The sequence below is a fragment of the Vicinamibacteria bacterium genome, from assembly GCA_035570235.1.
Taxonomy (GTDB): domain Bacteria; phylum Acidobacteriota; class Vicinamibacteria; order Fen-336; family Fen-336; genus DATMML01.
Genome location: DATMML010000073.1, coordinates 1 through 22,878 on the forward strand (window position 1 = coordinate 1; position 22,878 = coordinate 22,878).

23 protein-coding genes and 1 tRNA gene are annotated in these 22,878 nt (G+C 69.1%); 11 read left to right on the forward strand and 13 right to left on the reverse strand.

Annotated features, from left to right (window positions below; genetic code table 11):
* The 3 genes from VN461_12930 to VN461_12940 all read right to left on the reverse strand — a co-directional run.
* Window positions 1–1,528, reverse strand: a 1,528-nt coding sequence (locus VN461_12930) for a VapE domain-containing protein (GenBank protein ID HXB55685.1), incomplete at its 3' end; no start/stop codon positions are given.
* A 511-nt stretch (window positions 1,529–2,039) separates the two neighbouring features.
* The gene (locus VN461_12935; GenBank protein ID HXB55686.1) at window positions 2,040–2,246 is read right to left on the reverse strand and encodes an AlpA family phage regulatory protein; all 207 of its coding nucleotides are present in this window, start codon (window positions 2,244–2,246) and stop codon (window positions 2,040–2,042) included.
* Window positions 2,243–2,539 carry a hypothetical protein gene (locus VN461_12940; GenBank protein HXB55687.1) on the reverse strand — a complete coding sequence of 99 codons (297 nt, stop codon included), beginning with the start codon at window positions 2,537–2,539 and terminating at the stop codon, window positions 2,243–2,245. The genes VN461_12935 and VN461_12940 overlap by 4 nt, the downstream gene beginning before the upstream one ends.
* 399 nt (window positions 2,540–2,938) lie before the next feature.
* On the opposite strand from VN461_12940, the gene VN461_12945 reads away from it, so the two are divergent.
* Window positions 2,939–3,310, forward strand: coding sequence for a hypothetical protein (locus VN461_12945; protein ID HXB55688.1), 372 nt, complete (start codon window positions 2,939–2,941; stop codon window positions 3,308–3,310).
* 43 nt (window positions 3,311–3,353) lie between these two features.
* Here VN461_12945 and VN461_12950 read toward each other — a convergent pair whose 3' ends face one another.
* On the reverse strand, window positions 3,354–4,379 hold the full coding sequence (locus VN461_12950) for a tyrosine-type recombinase/integrase (protein ID HXB55689.1): 1,026 nt from the start codon (window positions 4,377–4,379) through the stop codon (window positions 3,354–3,356).
* Between the two features lie 671 nt (window positions 4,380–5,050).
* On the opposite strand from VN461_12950, the gene VN461_12955 reads away from it, so the two are divergent.
* A complete protein-coding gene (locus VN461_12955; protein HXB55690.1) occupies window positions 5,051–5,569 on the forward strand; it encodes a hypothetical protein in 519 nt (172 codons plus the stop codon).
* Window positions 5,570–5,585: 16 nt separating this feature from the next.
* Here the strand turns inward: VN461_12955 and VN461_12960 are convergent, their stop codons facing one another.
* Both VN461_12960 and VN461_12965 read right to left on the reverse strand, forming a co-directional pair.
* Window positions 5,586–6,365 (reverse strand): PhzF family phenazine biosynthesis protein, encoded by a 780-nt coding sequence (locus VN461_12960; GenBank protein HXB55691.1) that lies wholly within the window; start codon window positions 6,363–6,365, stop codon window positions 5,586–5,588.
* Window positions 6,362–6,856, reverse strand: coding sequence for a GNAT family N-acetyltransferase (locus VN461_12965; protein HXB55692.1), 495 nt, complete (start codon window positions 6,854–6,856; stop codon window positions 6,362–6,364). The genes VN461_12960 and VN461_12965 overlap by 4 nt, the downstream gene beginning before the upstream one ends.
* Window positions 6,857–6,906: 50 nt before the next feature.
* Here VN461_12965 and mazG point away from each other — a divergent pair, with 50 nt between their 5' ends.
* A complete protein-coding gene (mazG, locus tag VN461_12970) occupies window positions 6,907–7,767 on the forward strand; it encodes a nucleoside triphosphate pyrophosphohydrolase (protein HXB55693.1) in 861 nt (286 codons plus the stop codon).
* Between the two features lie 22 nt (window positions 7,768–7,789).
* On the opposite strand, the gene VN461_12975 is transcribed toward mazG, so the two are convergent.
* The 3 genes from VN461_12975 to trxA are packed head-to-tail and all read right to left on the reverse strand — an operon-like array spanning window position 7,790 to window position 8,942.
* Complete coding sequence (locus tag VN461_12975) at window positions 7,790–8,023, reverse strand: zf-HC2 domain-containing protein (protein ID HXB55694.1); 234 nt, start codon at window positions 8,021–8,023, stop codon at window positions 7,790–7,792.
* A complete protein-coding gene (locus VN461_12980) occupies window positions 8,020–8,595 on the reverse strand; it encodes an RNA polymerase sigma factor (GenBank protein ID HXB55695.1) in 576 nt (191 codons plus the stop codon). Before VN461_12980 ends, VN461_12975 begins: the two co-directional genes overlap by 4 nt.
* On the reverse strand, window positions 8,595–8,942 hold the full coding sequence (gene trxA, locus VN461_12985) for a thioredoxin (protein ID HXB55696.1): 348 nt from the start codon (window positions 8,940–8,942) through the stop codon (window positions 8,595–8,597). Before trxA ends, VN461_12980 begins: the two co-directional genes overlap by 1 nt.
* A gap of 318 nt (window positions 8,943–9,260) precedes the next feature.
* Between trxA and VN461_12990 the strand changes: the two genes are divergently transcribed.
* The 3 genes from VN461_12990 to VN461_13000 all read left to right on the forward strand — a co-directional run bounded on the left by VN461_12990 (window position 9,261) and on the right by VN461_13000 (window position 13,364).
* The gene (locus VN461_12990; GenBank protein ID HXB55697.1) at window positions 9,261–9,809 is read left to right on the forward strand and encodes a ferritin-like domain-containing protein; all 549 of its coding nucleotides are present in this window, start codon (window positions 9,261–9,263) and stop codon (window positions 9,807–9,809) included.
* Window positions 9,810–10,077: 268 nt separating this feature from the next.
* Window positions 10,078–11,202, forward strand: coding sequence for an HRDC domain-containing protein (locus VN461_12995; protein HXB55698.1), 1,125 nt, complete (start codon window positions 10,078–10,080; stop codon window positions 11,200–11,202).
* A gap of 101 nt (window positions 11,203–11,303) precedes the next feature.
* Complete coding sequence (locus VN461_13000; protein ID HXB55699.1) at window positions 11,304–13,364, forward strand: serine/threonine-protein kinase; 2,061 nt, start codon at window positions 11,304–11,306, stop codon at window positions 13,362–13,364.
* 214 nt (window positions 13,365–13,578) lie between these two features.
* Here the strand turns inward: VN461_13000 and VN461_13005 are convergent, their stop codons facing one another.
* Complete coding sequence (locus VN461_13005; GenBank protein ID HXB55700.1) at window positions 13,579–14,418, reverse strand: TIGR02757 family protein; 840 nt, start codon at window positions 14,416–14,418, stop codon at window positions 13,579–13,581.
* Between the two features lie 111 nt (window positions 14,419–14,529).
* Between VN461_13005 and VN461_13010 the strand changes: the two genes are divergently transcribed.
* Entirely contained in the window at window positions 14,530–15,597 is a 1,068-nt protein-coding gene (locus tag VN461_13010; protein HXB55701.1) for a deoxyhypusine synthase family protein, read from the forward strand.
* Window positions 15,598–15,664: 67 nt separating this feature from the next.
* On the opposite strand, the gene VN461_13015 is transcribed toward VN461_13010, so the two are convergent.
* Window positions 15,665–15,988 (reverse strand): helix-hairpin-helix domain-containing protein, encoded by a 324-nt coding sequence (locus tag VN461_13015; protein ID HXB55702.1) that lies wholly within the window; start codon window positions 15,986–15,988, stop codon window positions 15,665–15,667.
* A 123-nt stretch (window positions 15,989–16,111) separates the two neighbouring features.
* Between VN461_13015 and VN461_13020 the strand changes: the two genes are divergently transcribed.
* Together VN461_13020 and VN461_13025 are read left to right on the forward strand one after the other, a co-directional pair.
* Window positions 16,112–17,707 (forward strand): NAD(P)/FAD-dependent oxidoreductase, encoded by a 1,596-nt coding sequence (locus VN461_13020; protein ID HXB55703.1) that lies wholly within the window; start codon window positions 16,112–16,114, stop codon window positions 17,705–17,707.
* A complete protein-coding gene (locus tag VN461_13025) occupies window positions 17,704–19,284 on the forward strand; it encodes an NAD(P)/FAD-dependent oxidoreductase (GenBank protein HXB55704.1) in 1,581 nt (526 codons plus the stop codon). The genes VN461_13020 and VN461_13025 overlap by 4 nt, the downstream gene beginning before the upstream one ends.
* 128 nt (window positions 19,285–19,412) lie before the next feature.
* On the opposite strand, the gene VN461_13030 is transcribed toward VN461_13025, so the two are convergent.
* Complete coding sequence (locus VN461_13030) at window positions 19,413–19,796, reverse strand: DUF427 domain-containing protein (protein ID HXB55705.1); 384 nt, start codon at window positions 19,794–19,796, stop codon at window positions 19,413–19,415.
* Between the two features lie 311 nt (window positions 19,797–20,107).
* Here VN461_13030 and VN461_13035 point away from each other — a divergent pair.
* Window positions 20,108–20,192, forward strand: a tRNA-Leu gene (locus VN461_13035).
* 5 nt (window positions 20,193–20,197) lie between these two features.
* Here the strand turns inward: VN461_13035 and VN461_13040 are convergent.
* Window positions 20,198–22,681 carry a glycosyltransferase 87 family protein gene (locus VN461_13040; GenBank protein ID HXB55706.1) on the reverse strand — a complete coding sequence of 828 codons (2,484 nt, stop codon included), beginning with the start codon at window positions 22,679–22,681 and terminating at the stop codon, window positions 20,198–20,200.
* A gap of 18 nt (window positions 22,682–22,699) precedes the next feature.
* Between VN461_13040 and VN461_13045 the strand changes: the two genes are divergently transcribed.
* A complete protein-coding gene (locus VN461_13045) occupies window positions 22,700–22,864 on the forward strand; it encodes a hypothetical protein (protein HXB55707.1) in 165 nt (54 codons plus the stop codon).
* Window positions 22,865–22,878: the final 14 nt, after the last annotated feature.

A 22,878-nucleotide genomic window follows, 5' to 3' on the forward strand; every position in this document is an offset into this window, starting at 1 on the left:
CTGCCTGGGTCGAGAGGAACGCCTTGAGGTGGTCCACGTCCCTCTTCGACCCGACCATCTCTGCTGCCTCCGCGATCCACACGCCGGTCGTGTGCTCTATCGTCTCCTTCGAGGACTTGTCGAGGGTCAGGGTCTGGGAGAACCACTCGCCTTTAGGGCAGAGGGCTTGGACGGCGTTGCTCTTGTCGAGACCCTGCTCGGACTCCAGGACGACCAGCTCGTCGAACTTGGAGCCGGGCCTGCGGATCCGCCTCACCGCGGCCACGAGGAACAGCAGCCCCACGGCGCGGACGTACTCCGTGTCGGCGGCCTTGCCGTAGGTGACCAGCCACCTCTCTGCGCGCGGCGTGCCGTCCCACGTCAGCGAGTCGAGGTAGTCGCGGACCGGGTGGAAGTCGTCCGTCGCGGCCATTAGGTGGACGACGTCTGAGAACAGGCTCTTGTCTGGCCGGAACTTGAGACCGTCGTCGAAGCCGAGCCAGAGGCGGAGCATCATCTCGTCATCGAGTGGGACTCTCTTGCCGTCCCCGGTCTCCACGATCCTGCGGTTCGAGAATCGGTCGAGGCGGGGCCGCGTCTGGACGATCCTGAACGCCCGGCGGATGTTCTCGGGGGACTTGCTGATCTTGCCGTCATCGCCGGCGAGCAGCTTCTCCTCGGGCGCCTTCTCGACCGCGCGCCTCGCGAGGTCCTCCAGGTCCCGCTCCCCCCAGGGCTCGCGGCCCGGCTCGTCCGGGCACCGGAGCACGTCCACGCGGAGCTGGGCGAGCACGTCCTCGTACTGGAGTCCTCGGCACGCGTGCATCCACGCGCGGTTCCGGAGCCACACGTCCTGGTGTCCGGGCCGGATCGGGGCCCCGTCCTCTGGCAGCGCGGCGGTCCTCGTGCGGTCCTTCGGCTTCTCTTGCGGTTCCTGCCCGAGGAGTCCCAGCACCGCATCCGCTAGCCCCGGCAGCTCCTTCGTGGGGTCCCCCTCGGCCGCCGTCCCGGTCAGGGTGACGAAGAGCCCGAGGCTGGAGACCTGGGGCGGGGAGTGTTTGAACGACACCTCCAGGGACCGCGGGCCGCGGAAGAGGGCGCGGAGTCCTCTTCCGGAAGGGGACGTGTCGGTATAGCATCCCGCCGACGTTACGAGGTCGACAATCTTCTTGGCGTCGTCGGAGACCGGGGTTCCGCCGTCCTCCTGGAAGCACCCGTCGAGGTCGAGGGCGGCGTATCCTTCTCCAAGTACGAGGACGAAGCCGATCCCGCCGCCGATCTTCGAGGCAACCTTCCTGGCCTCGTCGAGGGTCAGGTACGGCGGTTCCTGCCAGGCTTCGAGCTTGCGGCCCTCCTCCCCGGTCGGCGGTTTTCTACCCGGCTCGTCGTCGTGACGCTTCCACGCGAGGAACCGCGCCGGGAGTTGGGAGAGTTGGGGGAGGGCTGCGGCGGTGGGGTCCGGAAAGGTCTCTAACGGCCCGGACCGTTTTAGTTTAGCACGAGGCGCGACCGGATTCGCGGGGACTTGCGCGGGGTGCGGGGCGCTCACCGGCCTCCCGGGGGTAACGACAGGGTTCGGGATCATGACCCGAGGCACTTCAGCTTCCGGTCAGTAGTCTTCGTTTCCGGCACGTTCCACCTCTTGTGTGTTGGGGCGCGCCTGCGCCCGTGTTTTAGCGGTTCGCCTCGACGCGCGGCACGAGCCGCACCGCCGTGGCAGTTGGTACTCCAGCTTCGCCATCCGCAGCTGTTCTCCCAAGTTGATCGAGAACGCCCGGCCGCAGTCGAGGCACAGGCGCACGAGGTCCAGGGGCCGGGCGCACTTCTCGCAGCACTCGCTCACGGCCTCTCCCTCAGCGCCTCCCGCGCCCGGGCGACCGCGTCCTCGAGGCTGGTGCGGCGGCGCGTCCCGGAGAGCGCGTAGCCCCTCATGGCCTCGCGCCACGCCGAGGCGCAGCGGCCCCGATGCACGACGTACGAGCGCGCGAACGTGGTCCATGCCTCTTGGTCGGCCGGGGATGTCGGCCGGTCGCAGACGAGGCAGCGAGGTTGGCGCGCGGTCACGACTTCACCGGCGCCCTGCCGCCCCCGACGGGGCGTGACGCGACCCAGGCCGTGAGCTCCGACTCCAGCCAGGCCACGCGGTTCTCGGTGACGAGCCTGCGCCTGGGCGCGAGGCCCGCCCTCTCCAGGAGGTGCCAACGGGTACGCGACACGGAGGTGATCCGACGCCGCTCTGCCTCCGGCACGAGGCGGTCAGGAGTCATCGGGCGTCCTCGGGCTTCCGCCGGGCGGCGACGTACTCGTCCGCCGACTCGGCGTAGAGCGTGAGGAGCGGACCATCGTACGAGACGTACTTCGCGAGGGTGGCGAAGTTGATGAGGGTCGCCTCCGTCAGGCGGAAGGCTCTCCCCATAAAGGCCTGAGCGAGTGGTCCGGCACCGAGCCGGGAGGCGAGGGTCCCTTCGCCTACGAACTTGAAGTCGAGGACCGCCTGCTTGAAGGGTCGTGCGACCTTGACGAGTGGGGAGAAGACCGGATTGACGGAGCCTTCGGCCACGTGGCGCGCCTCCAAAACAAGTGCGACGTTTCGGTTAGCGCGTGGCCGAACGGGGTTACGCGGCGACGCTTTAGAGAGGCGGTCGAGCCAATTTTACCCTTGCCCCAGGCGTACGAAAGGCTAGGTCTACTGTGCCGCTTTTTTCAATGCGACCGTAGGTTGCTAGCCCCGCCGGCCTCTCTACGACTCTTCCCCGGGCGCTGCACCCGGGGTTAACTACATTATATAACCTCTGGGCGGCGTGCGGGGTCTTTCTTGCCGGTTACGCGCGCCGGAGGGCCTCTGTACCCAAACACCTCCTCCTTCTCCTTCCTCGAAACGGCCGGCGGGGTAAAAAACGGGCCCGCAACCGGCTGAGCCCTAGAGTTCCGTTAACGAAACTCTGTTACACTCGCCCGCATGGGGACGGGCAGGCCGCGGCGGGACGAGACGCCGACGCTGGTCCTCGGGGTCAGGCTCAACCGGCGGGAGCGCGAGGTCCTAGAGCGACTCAGGGCCGCCCGGCGAGGCACCCGCTCGCACCTGGTCAGGGAGGCGATCGCGCGGGGCGTCGCGGCGATCTTGGAGGACGAGAGCCACCCCGGGGCCGTGCGGGTCCCACTCACCGCGCGCCAGGTGGAGAGCCTGAGGCGGTTCGCCCGGGGCCGTCCCCTGGCTGACGTGGCCAGGCGCGCGGTCCAGCAGGGCCTCGTTGAGATGAGGGCCACGGAACGCAGGACCCGGGGCGCGTTCCGGGGGAAGAAGAAGCGCCGGAGATTGCCGGGGGCATGAGTGGGTCGTCTGGGCTCCGTGTCCAACGATTCGCGGCCGTAGCCTACCGGTACGCGCGCGCGAGCGCCTCCTGGACCAGGGCCACGTCGACGATGGCGTAGCGGCGGAACGTCTGCGCCGACTTCCAACCGCAGACGGCCATCACGACGTGCTGGGGAACGCCGAGCCGGACCATCCTCCGCGCGGACGACCGCCGGAGGTCGTGGACCGTCTTCCCCGGCTGCCCCGCGGCCCGGCACGCGCGCGCCCAGGCCCGGTGGCCGATCCGGGCGGGGGTCCCGTCCTCCCGGGAGAAGACCCAGGGTGAGACCACGCCCCTCGCCCTCAGGTCGTCCCTGGTTCCCTGCCGCCGCCGGATCAGGGCGACCAGGCCGGGGATCGGGCCGTAAGGCACGACTCGGGCGGTGCCCGTCTTACTCGTCTCGATCCTGACCGTCTGCGCGGCCGGGTCAACCCCGTCCCAGGTCAGGCCCTCCGCCTCGCTCCGGCGCCAACCCGACCACCAGAGGAACTCCACCAGGTCCGCCGCGTCCTCCGGCAACCGGGAGCGCACGGCCTCGAACTGCTCCTCGTCGAAGAACACCCGCCGCGCGTTGTCCAAGCGGAGCGACTCGAAGTCGGGGACCACCGGGAGGAGGCCCCGGCGCCGGGCGAGGCGCAGCGCGCGACGGAGCCACGCCAACTCCAGGTTGACGGTCCCCCTGGCCGCTCCTTCCCCGAGCCGAGCGGCGGCGTACCGGGAGACCGTGTCGGCGGTGACGTCCCGGACCCTGGTCTTCGCGCCGAGGCCTCGCTCTAGGGAGGTGAACCGGGGGCCGACCTTGGAGGACGCGCGGCCGTTTGCTGTGTGGTCCTCCTCGACCAGGCGCCGGAGGTCGGACACCAGGAGGGGCGCCCCGGAGAGGGCCCCCTGGCCCGACGCGCGGACCCGTTCGAGGAGCAGGTCCCCGGCGTGCTTCTTGACGGAGGTGCGGGCGGACTCCCGGACGGTCCGCCCCCCGGCCCGGTACGCCATCCACCAAGTTCGGCCCCTCTGGTAGAGACCGCCCGTCCCACGAGGTCGCCTCACCGCTCACCTCCCTAACCCTATTCTAGCACTAGTTTACAGGTAGGTTACGTGAGCGTCTCTAAACTGTTAAAATCAAAGGTATTATATCTATAGACAGATTATGAATTATACACTACCCCGGACGCAAGCCCTCTCTTCCGACCCTCGCTCCTGGCCGGGGAGGATCGCACCCGGGCCCGGATCTTCCTGTGCCACCTGGGTTTGGTCTGCCCCCCTCGAGTCGGTGTCATCGACGAGCCTCTGATGATTCCCGCGCCGCGTCCGCCAAAACTCGGGGCGCATTCCCTACGCTTCACGTGCTTGTGCCACCGGTCCAGCGCCCGCCAAGTGTGGACGAGTCCGCGTGGGAAGGTACTACGAACGCACGCCGAGCCAGGTCCCAAATTGCCCCGGCGAGCTGGTGCTCGGCCAGAGCTGCCGGGGTTCGGGGGTGGTCGGGCGATCCCACGAGTGCATACGGGAATCGGGAGGGCCGCCCGTATGCCAAGGCCGCTCTGCGAGTATCTCCTCGAATTCAGCACCTCGGGAGCGCCCTGGTCGTTCCCACCCAGAGTAGCCTGGAACGCCTCCTCGGGGAGCAGAGCCCGGGCCGTGATACTCTGGCCACTGAGCATGCGCGGGAGGGAGTGCGGGAGCAAGCGCCCCGGCGCGGGCACGGAGCGGCCTCCGAGTTGACGCGGCGGAACGCGGTCTTGGGGGGCCTGTTGGTCCTCGTCTTGGCCGCCGGGCTCACCCTCTGGCTGCGCGACACCTCTCCCCCCCCTCCCCACGCGTCCACGCCTCCGTCCGGGGAGGAGCTGCCGCTCATCGATCTCGCCCGCCTTCAGGCCGACCGCCCGGCGCCGCGCGTGCGCCGGCGCGACCTCTTCGAGTTCGGTGCGCCCCCCACACCCCCCCCGACTCCCCGCCCGGTGGCCCCGCCCACTCCGGAGACGCTGGGCCCCTCCTCGCCCACCGCGCCGCCCTCTCCGCGCCTCCCGCCCTTGAGCCTCCGCTACATCGGCTCCCTCGAGAACGCGCGGGGGCTGAGAGTCGCAGTCCTCCTCACGGATCGCAACGAGGTCCTGACCGGCCAGGCGGGGGAGGTCCTGGCCAACCGCTACCGGATCGCCCGGATCGGCTTCGAGTCCGTGGACCTCGAGGAGGTGGGCACGGGCCAAGTGCGCCGGCTGCCCTTGCGGGGGAACTGACCTCGGTATTTGAAGCCTAGATCTCGATCGTCCCTTCCAGATAGGGGACGACCCTCCCCGCGATCTTTACGCGGTCACCCCGGTCCTCGCAAAGCAGCTCACCTCCCCGCGGTGAGACCTGCAGAGCATGAAGCCGCGGCTTGCCCAGGCGCCGGGCCCAATAGGGCACCAGAGTGCAGTGAGCCGAGCCCGTTACCGGATCCTCGGGGACGCCCTGACGAGGGGCGAAGAAGCGCGAGACGAAGTCGACCTCCTGGCCGGGGGCCGTCGCGATCACCCCGAAGTACTCGAGCTCGGCCAGCTGGTCCTGGTTGGGCCGGAGGGCACGGACCTCCTCCTCCCCATCGAATACCGCCATGACGTCCCGCGCCTTCCACACCTCGCGCGGCTTGCGGCCGAGGGCCATAACCACGGCCTCGGGAGCGGGAAGGGACTGGGGGGGCCGGGCCGGAAAATCGAGGGCCAGGAGGTCCTCGTCCCGGGTCACCATGAGGGGCCCGCTCTTGGATTGGAACGAGACGGCCGTCGACCCAGGCTCGAGGGAGGTCATGACAACGTGGGCCGAAGCCAGGGTGGCGTGCCCGCAGAGATCCACTTCGGTGGCGGGGGTGAGCCACCGGATCTCGTACTGACCGCCCCCTCCCACCAGAAACGCGGTCTCCGAGAGGTTGTTCTCCGCCGCGATGGCCTGCAGAGTGTGAGTGTCTAGCCAATGTTCCAGGGGCACGACCGCCGCGGGATTGCCGGCAAAGACCCGACTGGTGAAAGTGTCAAGATGGTACAAGGCGAGCTTCATTTCTCTATTGTGCCCCCGCTCACGATGCTTTCGCCCATGTTCAATTCCAAGAAGAGCGCTCCTTCGATGGGGTTCGGCCGGTAGGGCGCGATCCGCCGAAAGCCCAGGCTCTGGTACAGGCCGATGGCTCCCTTCATCGACGGCACGGTGTCGAGCCGCATGCGGGCATAGCCGATCCTTCTCGCCTCCGCGATGATCGCGAGGGCCAGGCGCCGGCCGATGCCGGAGCCGCGGGCCTGGGGGCGCACGTAGAGACGCTTCATCTCCGAGGTCTGGCCGTCGAGCCGGCGCAGAGCCACGCAGCCCTCCGCCCCCCCCTCGCCCACGGCGAGAAGCAAGCAGCCGGTGGGCGGAGCGTACTCCCCTGGTAGGTCGCGGAGTTCCCGCTCGAAGTCCTGGAAGGCAAGGTCAAACCCCACGGTCGCGGCATACTCCGTGAACAGAGTGCGCACCTCCAGCAGTCGGTCGCCCCCGTGCGCGGACAGGATCATGCCCCAGTATCTCACCGCCGGATCGGGGGGTCGTAGATAATACGTGCGTCATGAACCAACCCCCGCTCAAGGAAGCCGGCGATGCCTTCGCCCGCTTCGTGCAACTCATCGCCCGCCTGCGGGCCCCCGGGGGCTGCCCCTGGGACCGGGAACAGACCCACGAGAGTCTGAAACCCATGACTCTGGAGGAGGCTTACGAGGTGGTGGAGGCCATCGACCACCGCGACGACCAGGAGCTGGCGGGCGAGCTCGGAGACCTCCTGCTCCAGGTGGTGTTCCACGCCCAACTCGCCACCGAAGGAGCTCGTTTCACGATCGCAGATGTCATCGAACGGGTTTTCGAGAAGATGGTCCGCCGCCACCCCCACGTCTTCGCCGACCATCCCGCGGCCACCCCGGGTGAGGTCCTCCGCAACTGGGAAGCCATCAAGGAGGAGGAGCGCGCGGGCAAAGGCAAGGGCAGCGACGCTTCGATGCTGGATAGCGTTTCCCGAGGCTTGCCCGCGACGATGGAGGCCTTCCAGATGACGACCAAGGTCTCCCGGGTGGGCTTTGATTGGCCAGACGCCACCTCTGTCCTCTCTAAGCTGGAGGAGGAAGTGGGGGAACTGAAGGAGGCGGTCGCCGCGGGGGAGGACCCGGCCGCGGTGGGAGAGGAGATCGGGGACCTGCTGTTCGTGATCGTGAACCTCTCCCGCCGCCTGGGGGTGGACCCGGAGAGCGCCCTCAAGGCCGGCAACCGGAAGTTCCGTCGCCGTTTTCGGTATGTGGAGGAGCAGCTGCGCGCGCGGGGCAAGAGACCCGCGGATTCCAGCCTTGAGGAGATGGACGGCCTTTGGAACGAAGCCAAAGGGCTGGAGGAAAAGCGAGCGGGCGACCACAGCGGGGCGAGGCCCCGCGGGGCAGATTAGGAGGTCGAGCTCCTCGGCGTGGCTAGCCTCGCGTCGTCCACGCCCGAATCCGCTCCTCCAGGCGCTGCCGGAGATCGGCGGGCAGCTTCGGCGGGTCACACTCCCGACAGAGACGGGCCAGATCCGCGAGGTCCCGATCGAGCTCGGAGCAGGGCGAGCAGTCCTTGAGGTGGGACCGGATCTCCTCGCACAGGTTCGGGGGCAGAGCGCCCTCCGCGAATTCGGTCAGCCGGCGCAGCAATTCGTCACAGCTCATGTCCGCCCCCGCCGGAAATGCTCACCAAGAAGGGACCGCAGCTTCAGGCGCGCCCGATGCAAGTGGACACGCACGGTGCCCGGCGGCATCCCCAGGATCGCCGCCACCTCCTCCGTCGGCCTCCCTTCCGCCTCCTTGAGCTCGAAGATCGCCCGCTGCGCGGGGGTGAGCGCGCCCAGGGCCTTTTCCAAGGCGACGCGGGTCTCTTTCCCTAGCAGGAGCGCGTCCGGCGGGCGGGCCCAGGAGGGCGCGCGGCCCATGTCCCCACCCTGGGGCGGCCGCGCCTCCGGATCATCCTCCGGCAGGGGGCCCTCGCGACCGCGCCTGCGAAGCAGGTCGATAGCCTTCGTAAAGACGATCCGGTGGAGCCAGGTGGCCAGGCTCGACTCACCACGAAAGCCGCTCTCCCGTTCGAGAGCCGTGGCAAAGGCCTCCTGAACGGCGTCCGCGGCCAGGTCAGGGTCGCGGGTGACGCGTAGGGCAAGGGCGTACAAGCGGTCGCCTTCCTCGAGCAGTGCCTTGGACAGGGCCTCCCGCCGAGAGGTCTCGGGAGCGGCCCCGCCCGGATCCATCAGCCGCGGACCGGCGCGGCGGCGAGCTGGCGGTCGAGGAGAGGGACCAGCTCCGATCGCGGCAGCGCCCCCACTCGTTGATCCACCACTTTCCCCTCCCGGAAGACGAGGAGGGTGGGAATCGATCGGATGTCGTAACGGGCCGCCAGCTCTTCGTTATCGTCCACGTTCACCTTCGCAACCTTGACCCGGCCCGCATACTCCACGGCCAGGGCGTCGATGGTGGGAGCGATCATCCGGCAGGGGGGGCACCAGATGGCCCAGAAGTCCACCAGCACTGGCTCCTTGGACCCGAGGACTTCCGCCTCCCAGTTCTCGCTCGTTAGCACGCACACATTTTCGCTCACCTTCAATACTCCAAGGGGAGCCCGAAAGCTCATGCCTTCGGCGGACTTCCCCCTACTTGGACGGGGACGGCCGCCCGTCGTTACAGTCTCCCGAGTCCGTCTGCGTCCCCCGGGCCTCGGCCCCGCCCGGAACGGGGCGCCGCCGAGCCCGCCTCCCCCACCCCATAGGCTGAGGGTCCGTCCTCCCCTGTCGGCCGTGCCCGAGTTCACCTTTGGAGGCTCTCCACTTCGCGGAGAGCCCCCTCCCGACCGGCCGCCCGTCCATTCGCCGGCGTCCCAGGACTCTTGACGCAGGGTAAGATCGTGCGGGAGGTAGCCATGGCGAAAGAGTTCACGACCGACATCAAGACCTTGCGCGAGCGGGCTCGAAAGCACATCGAGAACGGGGCGGTGACCGAGGGGTACAAGGCCGACCGCCAAACCGTCATCCATGTCCTCAACGAGTCCCTAGCCACCGAGATCGTCTGCGTGCTCCGCTACAAGCGCCACTACTTCATGGCGGTAGGGATCCATGCCCAGGCTGTCGCCGCGGAATTCCTGGAGCACGCGAACGAGGAGCAGGGCCACGCCGACCAGATCGCCGAGCGTATCACCCAGCTGGGGGGCGCGCCCAACTTCAACCCGGAAGGGATGCTCACCCGCAGCCACTCCGAATACAAGGAGGGAGAAACGCTGGTGGACATGATCAAGGAGGACCTCGTCGCGGAGCGGATCGCCATCGACTCCTACGCGGAAATCGTGCGGTACCTGGGCAACGACGACGTCACCTCCCGACGGATGATGGAGGGAATCCTAGCCATGGAGGAGCAGCACGCCGACGACCTGGCCAAGCTCCTCGTTACCCTCGACCCCACCAAGCAGGGCTGACCCTCAACCGCCGCACGGCGTCAGACTCCGGCGGGTTGCGCTACTCGACGTCCGTCGCCAGGCGATTCGCGAGGATCGGCGCCAGCGGCGGAAATCCAAGTCCAGGGAACAGCGCGATTCTTAGCCCGGGGTCCTGCTTCATAGCCCCTGCGCCTCTCCTTCGGACTCGCGTGGATGGGCCGCGAAGTCGGTGCGGATTGGCCATCCCGCTCCGTGCCGGGGGGCGGCACTAGGCCAAGCGTCGGAGCCTGCCGCTATACTCTGGCTCGTGGCCCGTTGGATCCAAGACCCCCGTCAACTCTCTGCGCTAGTCTCCTCGCTCGGGGAGTGCCGCGCGCTGGCCCTCGACACGGAGTCGGACAGCCTCCACCACCACTTCGAGAAGGTGTGCCTTATCCAGCTCGCCACCGACAAGGGGGAAGCGTGCCTCATCGACCCCCTGGCCTTGCCCCAACTCGCGCCCCTGGGGGCCATCCTGGCCGACCCCGCCGTCGTGAAGGTCCTCCATGGTGCCGACTATGACGTGACCACCCTCAAGCGCGACTTCTCCTTTTCCTTTGCCTCCCTATTCGACACCATGATCGCGGCGCGCTTTCTGGGCCTCCCCGAGATCGGCCTCCAAGCCCTCGCCCGGAAAGAGCTGGGCGTGGCCCTGTCCAAGGAGAGTCAGAAAGACGATTGGTCGCGACGGCCGCTCACCCCCCAGCAGGAGGCTTACGCCCTGGCCGACGTCCAGCACCTCTTGATCCTGCGCGAGCGGTTGGCGGAGCGTCTGCGCGGCCTCGGCCGCCTGGACTGGGTGGACGAGGAGTGCTCGGCGGTGGCGGCGCTGCCCCCCGCGCGCCGGGGCCCGGAGCCAGAGGGCTACCTCAGGATCAAGGGGGCACGACGTCTGCCTCCCCGGGGGTTGGCCGTGCTCCGCGAGCTCGTGGCCTGGCGTGAGGGGAGGGCCGCGTCCACCGACATCCCCGCCTTCAAGATCTTGGGCAACGAGACGCTGCTCTCCCTCGCGGAAAGGGTCCCGCACACGCCCGCCGAGCTCGGCGAGGTGCGGGGGGTTCTCCCGCGCCTGCGGGATCAGGCGGGCGCCCTGCTCGCGGCGGTCGGCCGGGCCCTTGAGCTCCCGGAGGGGGAACTTGTCGTCCTGCCTCCCACCCGGCGCCCGCTGGTCCCCGACGAGGTCCGACGGCGGGTGGAGCGCCTCAAGGCCTGGCGGGCCCGCGAGGCGGTGCGCGCGCAGCTCGATGTCTCGGTCATCCTGCCCCAGCGACTCATCGACCGCCTGGCGGAGGCCGCCCCTCGCGAGACCGCCGACCTCGAGGTGGTGGCGGGGTTGCGGCGCTGGCGGATCCTGGCCTACGGGGCGGAGCTGGTGAGCGCCCTCCGGGCCTGAGGGCGCGTCCAACGCGCGGGCGCCCAAGCGTTTATCATAGGCACCCGTCGGGAACGCTCTCGGGAGGATGCCTGCTGACCACCATCGGCAAGTTTGAGATCCTGGCCGAACTGGGCCAGGGTGCCATGGGCAAGGTTTACCGCGCCCGTGATCCCGTGCTCGACCGTTTCGTGGCCCTAAAGACGGTGGCCCCGGGGCTGCTCGCCAACCAGGACACCCTCGCCCGCTTCCAGCGTGAGGCCCGGGCCGCGGCCAAGCTCCAGCACCCGAACGTGGTCACCATCTTCGAGCTGGGAGAGACGGGCTCCACGGTGTACATCGCGATGGAACTGCTGGAGGGCATGGACTTGTCCCAGGTCATGGTCCCCCCGGACCGCTTCTCCCTGGAGCAGAAGATCCGCATGATGGTGGACGTCTGTCGCGGACTGGACTATGCCCACAAGCAAGGGGTCATCCATCGCGACGTGAAGCCGGCCAACATCCGGGTGGGGGGGGACGGCACGGTGAAGATCCTGGACTTCGGGATCGCCCGCCTGGTGGACTCCACCATGACCCAGACCGGCCTCGTCCTCGGCACCCCGAGCTACATCGCGCCCGAGGTGCTCCAGGGCGGCCGGGTGGACCACCGCACGGACATGTGGGCGGTGGGCGTGATCCTCTACGAGATGCTCGCGGGCCGACGGCCATACGAGTCGAAGACGATCACGGGCCTCGTCTACCAGATAGTCCACGCTCCCCTCCCCCCCATAGACGCCAAGGGCTTGCCCGAGGCCCTCCTGGGCGCGGTGACGAAGGCGCTGGCGCGGGACCCGGGGGCAAGGTTCCGGGACATGGCCGAGATGGGTCGCGCACTCCAGTCCGCGATAGGGCTCTCGGGTCCGGTCGAGCCCGACCTCGACCCCGCGGTCCGGCAGCGTGCCTACGAAGTGAACTACGAGGATGCCCGACGGCGGTTGGCGGAGAACGACCTGACGGGGGCGCTGGCGGCGGCGCGGCGCGCCCAGTCGCTCGATCCCACCCGCACCGCGATCGTGGCCCTGATCGAGGCCATCGAGGGCCTCCTCCTCTCCGGGGAGACGATGTCTCACGCCCCACCCGACCGCGACGCCGCGGCTACGCGCCTCTCGGACGGGACCCTCCTGGCGGGAGCGGCGCCCCTCGCCCCGGCCTACCCCGCCGAGCCCCTCGCCGAGAAGCCGCCGCCCACCGCCGCCCTCTCCGAGCTGCGGCTGCGGGGGGCCGCGGTCTTCCGTGAGCTCGCCACATTCGGCGAGCCACCGGCCACCCAAGCCGTGGCCCTCTCCCCGGTCAAGGACGTGCTCGCGATCTCGGGCTCGGACGGGGCGATTCGCCTATGGGACCTTTATTCGCGCACGAAGGCGCTCACGCTGCGCACCGAGATGCACCGTCGCAACGGCCATGACGCCCTCGCCCTCTCCTTGGCCTGGTCTCCCGACGGCGCCCTTCTGGCCTCGGGCCATGTGGACGGGGGCGTCCACGTTTGGGATATGGAACGGGGTGAGGAGGTCCCGGTGAAGCTGCGCCATGACGCGCTGGTGGGGGCCCTGGCCTTTTCCCCTGATGGCTCCACCTTGGCCACGGGCTGCATGGATTCGAGCCTGCGCCTTTGGGACGTGGGCGCCGCCCTCGCCGGTGAGGCCCGGCGCGAGTTGCTGCGCCAGCCCGCGGGCGTGACCGCCCTCGCCTACGCGGGGGGTGGCGAGTGGCTGGTGACCGGCCACGTCAACCGCATCCTGCGGATGCTGGATGCGACCACGGGCCGGCTCCTGGCCACCCTGCGCGGGCCCGAAGCCCTGGTGAGCCTGCTCTGCCTATCCCCCGACGGCCACCACCTGGCGGTGGCCAGCCACGACCGCTCGATCCGGCTCTTCGACCTCGCGACCCGGGAACAGGTGGCGGTCGTGGCCGGCCACCGCAAGCCGGCCACCTCCCTCTCCTTCTTCGCGGACGGGACTCACCTCGCCACCGTGGCCCAGGACAACAGCGTCCAACTCTGGGACCTGGAGGCCCACGCCCCTCTGGCCGCGCTCTGGGGGCCGGCGGAGGAGAGCTTCACGGGTGTGACTCTCTTCGGAGGCGGTCACCACATCGCGGTAGCCCTCGGCGACGGCCGCATCCGCGTTTGGGGCCCCACGGCCTGAGCGGCTTTCTGCCCCCTTACAGGGGCGCCTTGGCCTCCAGGGGAGCGGGTGGTGGTGAGGGTGGCCAGGGCGGCACGCCTCTCCAGTACGATCACCCGCAGGCCGGGGCGGGAGGCGAGGAGGGCGGTGGCCGCGCCCACGATTCCTCGCTCACGATCACGATGTCAGCCGGGAAGTCGACGGCCGAGGGCGGGCGATACGGGCGCCCACGCGGCTATTCTGTCTTCCCCCCGCGCCGGAAGACCAAGGATCGGATCTCGCCCTCTCTCTTCCAGAGGCCCATGCGGTGAAAGGCGAAGTCGTACTTCACGGGATCCTCGGGGTCCAGGCGTCGGAGCCGGCGGGTGATGTCCGCGGCCATGGCCCAACCCGGTGACTTGTAGCGGGTGAGGCGCACGCGGCGGGCAATCGCGTAGACGTGCGCATCCAGGGGGATGACGAGGACCGAGGGCTCCAACGTTCGCCACACCCCGAGGTCCACGCCTCCGCGGCGCACCATCCAGCGCAGGTAAAGGTTCAAGCGCTTGCAGGCGCTGCCATCCTCCGGGGAGGGGAAGAAAAACCGCACCCCGGCCCGAGCCGGCAGCCCGCGCCCGCGGTAGAGGCCGCCGTGGTCAAGGGCAAGGGCCCGGGCCGAGAAGGAGGCCAGGGCGGGACCCACGTCGGGGTGGGCGGCATAGCCCTCCGCGAAGAAGGCCTCCACCGACCCGTGCGACTCGATCATCTGGCGGGCGAAGAAGAGCAGGCAGGCCACGTCCCGCCCGTCGTTGAAGCGGTGGCGAAAGCCGGAGAGCCGTCGCGCGGAGGCGAGCGGGTCAAGGTGGCGTACGGCTTCCGCGGGCCGGGGGCCCAGCAGGGCGAGGACGGCGGCAATGCTCTTCTTGATCTGGGCTACGTTTCCATAGGCCAGGGAGGAGGCCAGGAGCCCGACCACCTCTTGGTCCGCCGGGGTCTTCTGCGCACGCACAAACTGCAAGGGATCGGGATCCACGAAGCGCGGGTCGTATTGTAGGTAGAGGGCTTCGAGTCGCCGGCGCAGGTCGGCCTCCCGCATGAACTCAATTCTAGGCTCCCGCCGAGGGTCACCACCACCCGAAGCCGCCGCTCTTCCGCCGCGGGGAACGGCTCCTTGCGCACCTCCCTCCCCCCGCATACCATCGCCTCCATGACGCAGTCACGCCAGTTCCACGACGGTCGTGCGGACGGCCTCATCCCCTTGGAGAGCTTGGACCTTGATCAGGTCACGTCGTTCGCGTCCCTGCTGCGCGGCATGTCCAGGACCGCCTTCAGCGGCCGCGCGCTGGGCGAAGCTTTGGACGTGACCCTGGCCATGGTCCGAGACCCCGAGTGCAAAGTGGTGCTGACCCTCTCCGGGGCCATGACCATCGCCAAGATGGGCAAAGTCATCGCCAAGATGATCGACACGGGGATGGTACAGGCGGTGGTCTCCACCGGCGCCCTCATGGCCCACGGCCTTTCCGAGGCCGTGGGCATGGTCCACTACCGTCACGACCCCCGCCTGAGCGACGAAGAGTTGTTCGACAAGGGCTACAACCGGGTCTACGACACCCTGGAGATGGAGGCCAATCTCAACTACGTGGAGGAGTTTTCGTCCCGGGCCCTGGAGGGCGTGCCCCCGGAACGGGAGCTGTCGAGCGAGGTCGTGTGCCGCGCTCTGGGGCGCGTCCTGGCCGCGGAGCCGGAGGGCACGGGCGTCTTGCGCAGCGCTTACTTGAAGCAGGTGCCGGTGTACGTTCCCGCTTTCACCGACTCGGAGCTCGGCCTCGACCTCTCCACCTGGGCCATGAAGCAAGCCCAGGCCCGCGGGGTAAAGGACCCCCTGGCTCTGCTCTCCCACACCCCGCGCTACAACCCCTACCTGGACCTCAATAGCTTTGCCCGCTTCGCGTTGGACGCGAAGCGGCTTGGTATTTTCACCATCGGGGGCGGGGTGCCCCGCAACTGGGCCCAGGAAGTGGGCCCCTACATCGACATCACCAACCACCGGTTGGGCCTCGATCTGAAGCCGCCCCGCTATCAGTATGGAGTGCGCATCTGCCCGGAGCCCGCGCACTGGGGCGGGCTCTCCGGTTGCACGTATTCGGAGGGCGTGTCCTGGGGGAAGTTCGTGCCCTTGTCGGAGGGGGGACGCTTCGCCGAGGTCTACGCGGACGCCACCACCGTCTGGCCGTTGCTGATCAAAGGCGTGCTCGAGGAGCTGGACGCGCGCTGATCCCTAAACCGCGCCACGCCCGGAAGCGGCCAGGGGCGCTCCTCACGGAGCGCCCCTGCCCTTGCCCTCACTTCTGCTTGGCGATGATCTGGTCCTTGATCTTGTCGTAAGTGGCCTGGGGAATGATCTTCTTGTCCACCAGCTCGTTCTTGCCCCGGTAGGGACGCCCCTCGACGATCTTCTTCGAGTAGGCCTCGCCGATCCCGGGTAGCGTCTGCAGGTCCTTGGCGCTGGCGGAGTTGATGTCCATCAGCTCCTTCTTGTCCGCCGCCTTCTTCTCGGTCGCCGCCGACTTGTCCGTCTTCGGATTGTCGGCCCGTACGGGAATGGCGGCCAGGGAGACCACGGCCAGAGCCGCCAGGAGCGGCAGGAGCCTCTTCAGAATTCGCATAGCGATCATCTCCTCGTCTAAGGAAAAACAGCCGGAGTCTAGGTCCACCATACCCTTCCTCCGCTCAGCCGTCCAGCCCGCGCCTTGCGGCTCCGCGGGGGCCCCCATAGAATGCCCGCGACCATGGCCAGCCAATACGACGCCATCGTGGTGGGCGGAGGGCACAACGGCCTCGTGAACGCGGCCTACCTGGCGCGGGCGGGCAAGAAGGTGCTGGTGCTCGAACGCCGGCACCTCCTGGGGGGGGCGGCGGTGACGGAGGAGGTATTCCCGGGGTTTCACTTCTCGGTCTGCTCCTACGTGGTCTCCCTGCTGCGGCCCGAGATCATCCGTGAACTGGACCTGCCCCGCCACGGCCTGGAGATCCTTCCCCTGGACGGCACCTTCACCCCCATGCCCGATGGCGACTACCTCTGGCGCATGGGCGACCACGCGCGTACTCGGCGCGAGATATACCGCCATTCTCCATTGGACGCGGAAGCCTACGATGAGTACGCGAAGGCCATGGTAGACATGGCCCGCTTCGTGAAGCCGATCCTGTCCATGGTCCCGCCCGATCCTCTCTCCTTTGACTTGGCCGGGCTGGGGCGCCTCTGGCGGCTGGGCCAGCGCTTCCGAGGGCTCTCCCGCGGGGACCAGCACAACCTGGTCCAGCTCATGACCATGAGTGCAGCCGACCTCTTGGACCAGTGGTTCGAGACGGACGTGCTGAAGGCCACCATGTCCGCGAGCGGAATCATCGGGACGTTTCTGGGGGTACGCTCGCCGGGCACCGCCTACGTGCTCCTCCACCACTACATGGGAGAGATCGACGGCGCCTTCCGCTCCTGGGGCTTCTCCCGGGGGGGCACGGGGGCTATCAGCCAGGCCATCGCGGGGGCGGCCCGTGAGGCGGGAGCGGAGATCCGCACCGAGGCTTCGGTGGTCCGGATCAAGGTAACGGGCGGGCGGGCGGTGGGGGTGGTCCTTGAGGGGGGAGAGGAGATCGCAGCCCGCGCCGTGATCTCGAGCGCGGACCCCCACGTGACCTTCGTCAAGCTCTGCGAGCCGGGCGTCTTGGACGCCGAGTTCCTGGAAGAGGTGCGGCGCTACAAGTTTCGGGGCTCGTCGGGCAAAGTCAACCTGGCCCTGGACGGCCTCCCGGACTTCAAGAGCCTGCCCGGGCGGGGGCCCCATTTGCGGGGCGCCATCTCGATCTCGCCCAGTGTCGAGTACATGGAGCGGGCCTACGACGACGCCAAGTACGGCGCCTTCTCACGGCGGCCCTACATCGACGTCGTGATCCCTTCCCTGACCGATCCTTCCGTGGCTCCCCCCGGCAAGCACGTGCTCTCCTGCTTCGTGCAATACGCCCCCTACAAGCTGAGGGAAGGGACCTGGGACCAGCAGCGAGACGCCTTCGGGGACACCGTGATCGAGACCCTGGCCGAGCACGCCCCCAACTTGAAGAAGCTGATTCTGCACCGGCAAGTGCTCACCCCCCTGGACTTGGAGCGGGAGTGGAGCCTTACGGAGGGGAACATCTTCCAGGGCGAGCTGTCCTTGGAGCAGCTGTTCTTCCTGCGGCCGGTGGCAGGCTGGGCGCGCTACCGGACGCCAGTGCGCAACCTCTATATGTGCGGGTCGGCGACGCACCCCGGGGGCGGGATCATGGGCGCGCCAGGGCGGATCGCCGCCTTGGAGATCCTGAAGGACTGGAGGCGCGGGAAGGTGGCATGAGGGCGGACGTCATCGTGGTGGGGGGCGGGCCTAATGGACTGACCGCGGCCGCCCTCCTGGCTAAGGGCGGCCTGAAGCCCCTCGTGCTCGAGCGCCGCCACCTGGTGGGGGGCGCTGCCGTCACCGAGGAGTTCCACCCCGGTTTCCGGGCCTCCACCGTGGCCCACACCCTCGGCCCCTTCCGTGGCTCCCTCCTCGCGGAGCTGGGGCTCTTCCCGCAGGGGCTCACGCTCATCGAGCCGGAGCCACGCCTGTTCGCGCCCCGGCCGGACGGACGCGGCCTTCTCCTGTGGGGCGATCCCGAGAAGACCGCAGCCGAGATCGGCCGCTTCTCGACCGCCGATGCCAGGAGCTATCCTGAGTTCCACCGTTCCCTGGGTCGGATCTCCGCCCTCCTCGCACGGCTGCTCACCATGACCCCGCCCGACCTCGACTCCCCCCGGCCGCGCGACCTCTGGCCGCTGCTGGGCCTGGGCCTCGGCTTCCGGCGGCTCGGGCGCAAGGATGCGCACCGGCTGCTGCGCTGGGGCCCCATGGCGGTTGCGGACTTCGTGCAGGAATGGTTCGGCAACGAGCTTCTGCGCGCCGTGGTCGCCGCGCGGGGTCTTAAGGGCATGTTCGCCGGGCCCTGGTCCGCGGGCACCACGGCCAACCTGCTGCTGCAGGCAGCGGCAGGGGCCGGCAACGGCGCCGGCGACACCGTGCTCGTCAAGGGCGGGCTGGGGGCGCTCACAGGGGCCGTGGCCGCGGCCGCGCGGGGCTTCGGGGCCGAGATCCGCACGGGTGCGGAGGTGGAACGCATCATTACGAAGCAGGGGCGAGTGAGCGGCGTGCTCCTGGCGGGGGGGGAGGAGATCCCAGCCCCCACGGTGGTGTCGGGGCTCGACCCCCAGAGCACCTTCCTGAGATTGGTGGACCCTGCCCTCCTCGACCCCGACGACCTCCGTCGCATCCGTAACTATCGCCAGGGGGGCATGGCCTCCAAGGTTAACCTGGCCCTTGCCCGCCTCCCCGCCTTCGGGCTCGATGCCGGGGAGGCGCCCGCGCTCCTGCGGGGGCGGCTCCACATCGGACCCGAGCTCGACGCTCTCGAGCGAGCCTTCGACGACGCCAAGCACGGCGGCATCTCGCAGCGTCCTTACCTGGACGTCACCATCCCCTCCCTGGTCGACCCCGACCTGGCCCCGCCCGGAAACCACGTCATGTCCGTCTACGCGCAATACACCCCCCGCAAGCTGAGAGCGGGAGACTGGAAACAGCGCACCCCGGAGGTGCTGGAGGCGGTGCTCGCCACCCTCGAGGACTATTCGCCCGGTCTCCGCGGCCTCGTCGTCGGCCACCAGGTACTGACTCCTCTGGACCTAGAGGAGACCTACGGCATCACGGGGGGCCATCCCTTTCACGGGGAGCCTTCCCTCGACCAGCTCTTTCTGGCCCGGCCGCTTCTGGGCTGGGCCCGCTATCGCGGGCCGGTTGAGGGCCTCTACATGTGCGGCGCGGGCACGCACCCCGGGGGCGGCGTCACCGGTGGCCCGGGAGCCAATGCCGCGCGCGAGATCCTGCGCGATCTCCGCTGATCACCGAGGGCGAGGGCAGCCTCTCTGAAGGCCGGCAACTACGAGCTACGGTCCCTCTCTAGGAGTTGGAGGACGATAGCACCCCCAAGCCTCAGCCTCGGCGATTCCCGTCCATGGCGACCGCCGTCCTACTCGCTCAGGTCGATCGCATCGACCTTGTCAGGATAGAAGGCGATCATCTCCTTTAGGGCGGACATCTCGTCGTACGGCTGCTCGTAGCTCCATACGGCGTTTTCTGGTCCATTCACGAAGGAAAAATAAGACGCATCGCCTTTGAACGGGCAGTGCGTGGAATGTGTTGTGCGCGTGAGCCGCTGCATCTTCACGTCCTTGCGGGGCAAGTAGTAGACAGGAGGATAGCGGCTCTCCTGGAGCGCGATCGCGTCGCGGGTATCGGCGATGACTTCGCCCTTGAACGTTACCCGTACGCGCACGCCCGCGGGCTTCGTGGTAACGCGGTGGTCGGGGTGCTCTTTGAAACCCGGGGCTGGGTTAGGGAGCGACTCTTTCATCGAATCCTCCGCACGTGGCGGGAAAGCCCCCTAACCGCGCAGGAGCCCCCCACCACCTGGACGGCAACCATCGAAGTGAACGGCCCGGCTGCAGGCGGCACGCCAGAACGACGCTTGCCTTCACCTTCCCGGTATTATCGTCGCTTAGATCACCGGGCCAAAGGGAACCGAGCCGGCTGGGCCGAGGGAGCGACCCAACCACGGAATGTTCGGCCTCCCGATCCATTATTGGACCCCGTACCGGCCGGCCCCCGAGCGTTGACAGCCGAGCCCCTGCCCTCTAAGATCATCGTTTGTTCGCCAGCCTCCGTGCCGGAGTGGTGGAATTGGCAGACACGCACGTTTGAGGGGCGTGTGGGGAAACCCGTGCGGGTTCGAGTCCCGCCTCCGGCACCACTGCTTCAGGCCTCGGCCAGCGCGCTGAACGCCAGCAGGACAAGGGGCAGGGCTACGGCCTCGGCGGAGACGCCCCGCGACAGGAAGAGGCCGAGCCCTACGGCCAGGCCCGCGAGGGCCAGCGGCGACGGCTCTCCCCGGGACGCCAGCAGCAGGGCCCCCATCGCCAGCACCGCCGCCAGCGGGGCCAGGGCAAAGACGGCGAGGGCGAGGGTACCGTCGGGCGCGCCCCAGTAAAGGAAGAGGTTGGCCAGGCCCAGGCCCGGGCCCACTCCCCCTTCCGCCCACATCGCGGCCGCAAACGCCCCCGCGTCGGGCAGGACCGTAGGCAGGACCAGGACCAGATAGCCCGCCACGACCCCTCCGAGGGCGCGCGGCCAGAGAACCCGGCCCCCGCGGGCCAGCGGCGCGAGCAGGAAGGGCACCCCCAGCCAGGCTCGGTGGTCGAGGGCGCCGGCCGCACCCGCCACGGCTCCGGCCAGGAAAGCCCGGCCACCAGTCGCCAGGGCCAGACTCCCGAGAAGCGCCACCAGGGGCAGGGCGGCGGGCGATCCGAACACCGTGCCGAGGGCGAGAGGAGGGGCCAGACCGGCCAGGGCCAGAGCGAGCGGGCGCTCCGCGGGTCTGCCCAGGCCGGCCGCGAGCGCCATGAGAAGGCCGAGAGCCAATAGCGTGATGATGCGCGGGTCGCGGGTCCCGGCGACGAGGGCGGCCAGCGTGGTGGAGCCGGGGGGGAGAACGGGGTCCTCGGGGACGAGGGCACCGGGCGGATCCATTCGGAAGCTGGTCGTCCAGGCCTCGCGGCCGGCCCCCGACCCCGCAGGGGGTGCGTCCGCGAACGGGCTCCGGCCGTGGGTGAGGCGCTGAGCGTCGGACGCTACTCGGACCACCCAGTCGTCCTGGGCGCGCGGCGTGCCCGTCCACCGGCCAACCGAGATGACGACCAGGGTCGGTACCACGACCACCGACACCACGGCCAGAACCACCAGCCCCGCCCGCAGGCGGGCGGAGGCTCCGAGGGCAAAGAGCAGGAGGTAAACCAGGGCCAGGCCGGCGGCGGTCGCGCTCAGCAAGAGCCCCAAAGGATCGGCGGTGAGATGGATACCCGCGCGGGGGGCGAGGATCGCACAGAGACCCTTGAGCCTCAGGGGAAGGCCTCCGGCCACCGCGTCCTCCCAAGTCGTGCGAAAGACCGCGTGCTCCGCCATCTCGACGGCAAGGGCCAAGAGGAGGAGGGGAACGGCCGCCACGTCCGCCTCCCGGCGAAGGACGAGGAACGCCAGGGGCAATAACACCGCCACCGGAATCAGGTAGTTCGGATGCACGACCCGGGAGAAATAGAGCGAGGCCAGGAGTGCCCCGCTGCCCGTGATGAGGGCGGTGGCGGCTCCGCCCCTGCGCAGCTGCACGTGCAGCAGGAGGAGGCCCCAGGGGACGAGCAAGAGGTAGAACAGGCTGAACGGAAAGTAGTCGCGCAGGCTGGCCACGCGGCCGAAATAGATGAGGAAGTTGGCGAAGCCGAACCCCGGCGTCCCCCCGAGCGGATAGTTGTCACCTCCGGGCAGGCCGACGTTGTAGACGAAGATGTCACGGTAGAAGGCCCGGAGGTCGAGCGCGGCCACGGGCGCCACCACGGCCACGAAGACGAGGGTGGCGACGGCGGCCGGACGTGCCATCCGAAGGAGCGCGGAGCGGCTCCCCAGACCACGCCAGTCTCGGGCCCCGGAGAGGTGGACGAGCAAGAACGGGGCGAAGGGCCAGGCCAGCTGCTTGGTCGCGCAGGCGAAGCCCAGGGCGAGGGCGCAAAGAAGCGGTCGATCCGCGCGCGCGAGGCGGACGGCGCCCAGGATCAGAGCTACGAAAATGATGTCGTTGGCCCCGAAGATTTGGTGCCAGTACGCGAGGGGGTTCAGGGCGACGAGGGCAGCGGCGGCGAGCCGCGCCGACGCTCCCTCCGCGTAGCCCACCGCCAGCCACACCGCCAGCCCGTAGGCGAGCAGGGTCACGAGGCGGGGGTCGAAGAACCCGAAGAGCGCCCGGCCGGCCAGATAGAAAGGCATCATCACGAGGTGCGTGCCGGGCAGATACGCGTGATGGTGCAGGATGGGATTCCCCCCGAAGGCCTCCCAGAAGCGGGAGACCCTCGCCTCCTTGCCCAAGATCGAGTCCGAGTAGTCCGCGCCGTAGGGACTCTGGCCGGCCAGGATCTTGTCGAGGGCGAGGGGAATCTGGACCACGCCCCCGTCCTGGCCGTAGGGTCGGTCCATCCACCGGCCCATGGCCACGAAGGCGAGGCTCGGACCCACGACCAGAGCCGCGCTGGCCGCGGCGATCACTGCCGCCCGCAGCCGCGGTCGCGCTCCGAAGGTGGCCAGGGCGAGGTACACGAGGGCGAGACCGGTGGCCACCGCGCCCAGGACCAGGGCTATGGGGTCGCGGTCGAGACCGGACCCCGGGCGGGGAAGCCAGGGGGCGATCCACTCCGGCAACGCCGCCAGATGCGGGTCGTGGAGCAGCCGCCAGGCCAGAACGCGTGGGGGATCGTGCAGGAGCAGATCCCGCGCGATCAGGAGGAGAAGCGCGGGGACGATGGCGGCATCAAGGCTCGGGAGGCGGGGCTTCGCCGGGGCCTGGGCCTCTGCTTCCAGCCTACTTCCCGCTCACGGGGGTGACCGTGACCCGCGCC

What these genes read in the sequence shown, in the direction of transcription:
- VN461_12990 (HXB55697.1), top strand. Translation starts at nt 9,261, where the DNA reads ATGGCGAAAGAGTTCACGACCGACATCAAGACCTTGCGCGAGCGGGCT.
- VN461_13010 (HXB55701.1), top strand. Translation starts at nt 14,530, where the DNA reads ATGACGCAGTCACGCCAGTTCCACGACGGTCGTGCGGACGGCCTCATC.
- VN461_12980 (HXB55695.1), bottom strand. Translation starts at nt 8,595, where the DNA reads ATGGATCCGGGCGGGGCCGCTCCCGAGACCTCTCGGCGGGAGGCCCTG.
- VN461_12935 (HXB55686.1), bottom strand. Translation starts at nt 2,246, where the DNA reads ATGACTCCTGACCGCCTCGTGCCGGAGGCAGAGCGGCGTCGGATCACC.
- VN461_12975 (HXB55694.1), bottom strand. Translation starts at nt 8,023, where the DNA reads ATGAGCTGTGACGAATTGCTGCGCCGGCTGACCGAATTCGCGGAGGGC.
- VN461_13015 (HXB55702.1), bottom strand. Translation starts at nt 15,988, where the DNA reads ATGCGAATTCTGAAGAGGCTCCTGCCGCTCCTGGCGGCTCTGGCCGTG.
- VN461_12960 (HXB55691.1), bottom strand. Translation starts at nt 6,365, where the DNA reads ATGAAGCTCGCCTTGTACCATCTTGACACTTTCACCAGTCGGGTCTTT.
- VN461_13020 (HXB55703.1), top strand. Translation starts at nt 16,112, where the DNA reads ATGGCCAGCCAATACGACGCCATCGTGGTGGGCGGAGGGCACAACGGC.
- VN461_13030 (HXB55705.1), bottom strand. Translation starts at nt 19,796, where the DNA reads ATGAAAGAGTCGCTCCCTAACCCAGCCCCGGGTTTCAAAGAGCACCCC.
- VN461_13005 (HXB55700.1), bottom strand. Translation starts at nt 14,418, where the DNA reads ATGCGGGAGGCCGACCTGCGCCGGCGACTCGAAGCCCTCTACCTACAA.
- VN461_12945 (HXB55688.1), top strand. Translation starts at nt 2,939, where the DNA reads ATGGGGACGGGCAGGCCGCGGCGGGACGAGACGCCGACGCTGGTCCTC.
- VN461_13025 (HXB55704.1), top strand. Translation starts at nt 17,704, where the DNA reads ATGAGGGCGGACGTCATCGTGGTGGGGGGCGGGCCTAATGGACTGACC.
- VN461_12965 (HXB55692.1), bottom strand. Translation starts at nt 6,856, where the DNA reads ATGATCCTGTCCGCGCACGGGGGCGACCGACTGCTGGAGGTGCGCACT.
- mazG (HXB55693.1), top strand. Translation starts at nt 6,907, where the DNA reads ATGAACCAACCCCCGCTCAAGGAAGCCGGCGATGCCTTCGCCCGCTTC.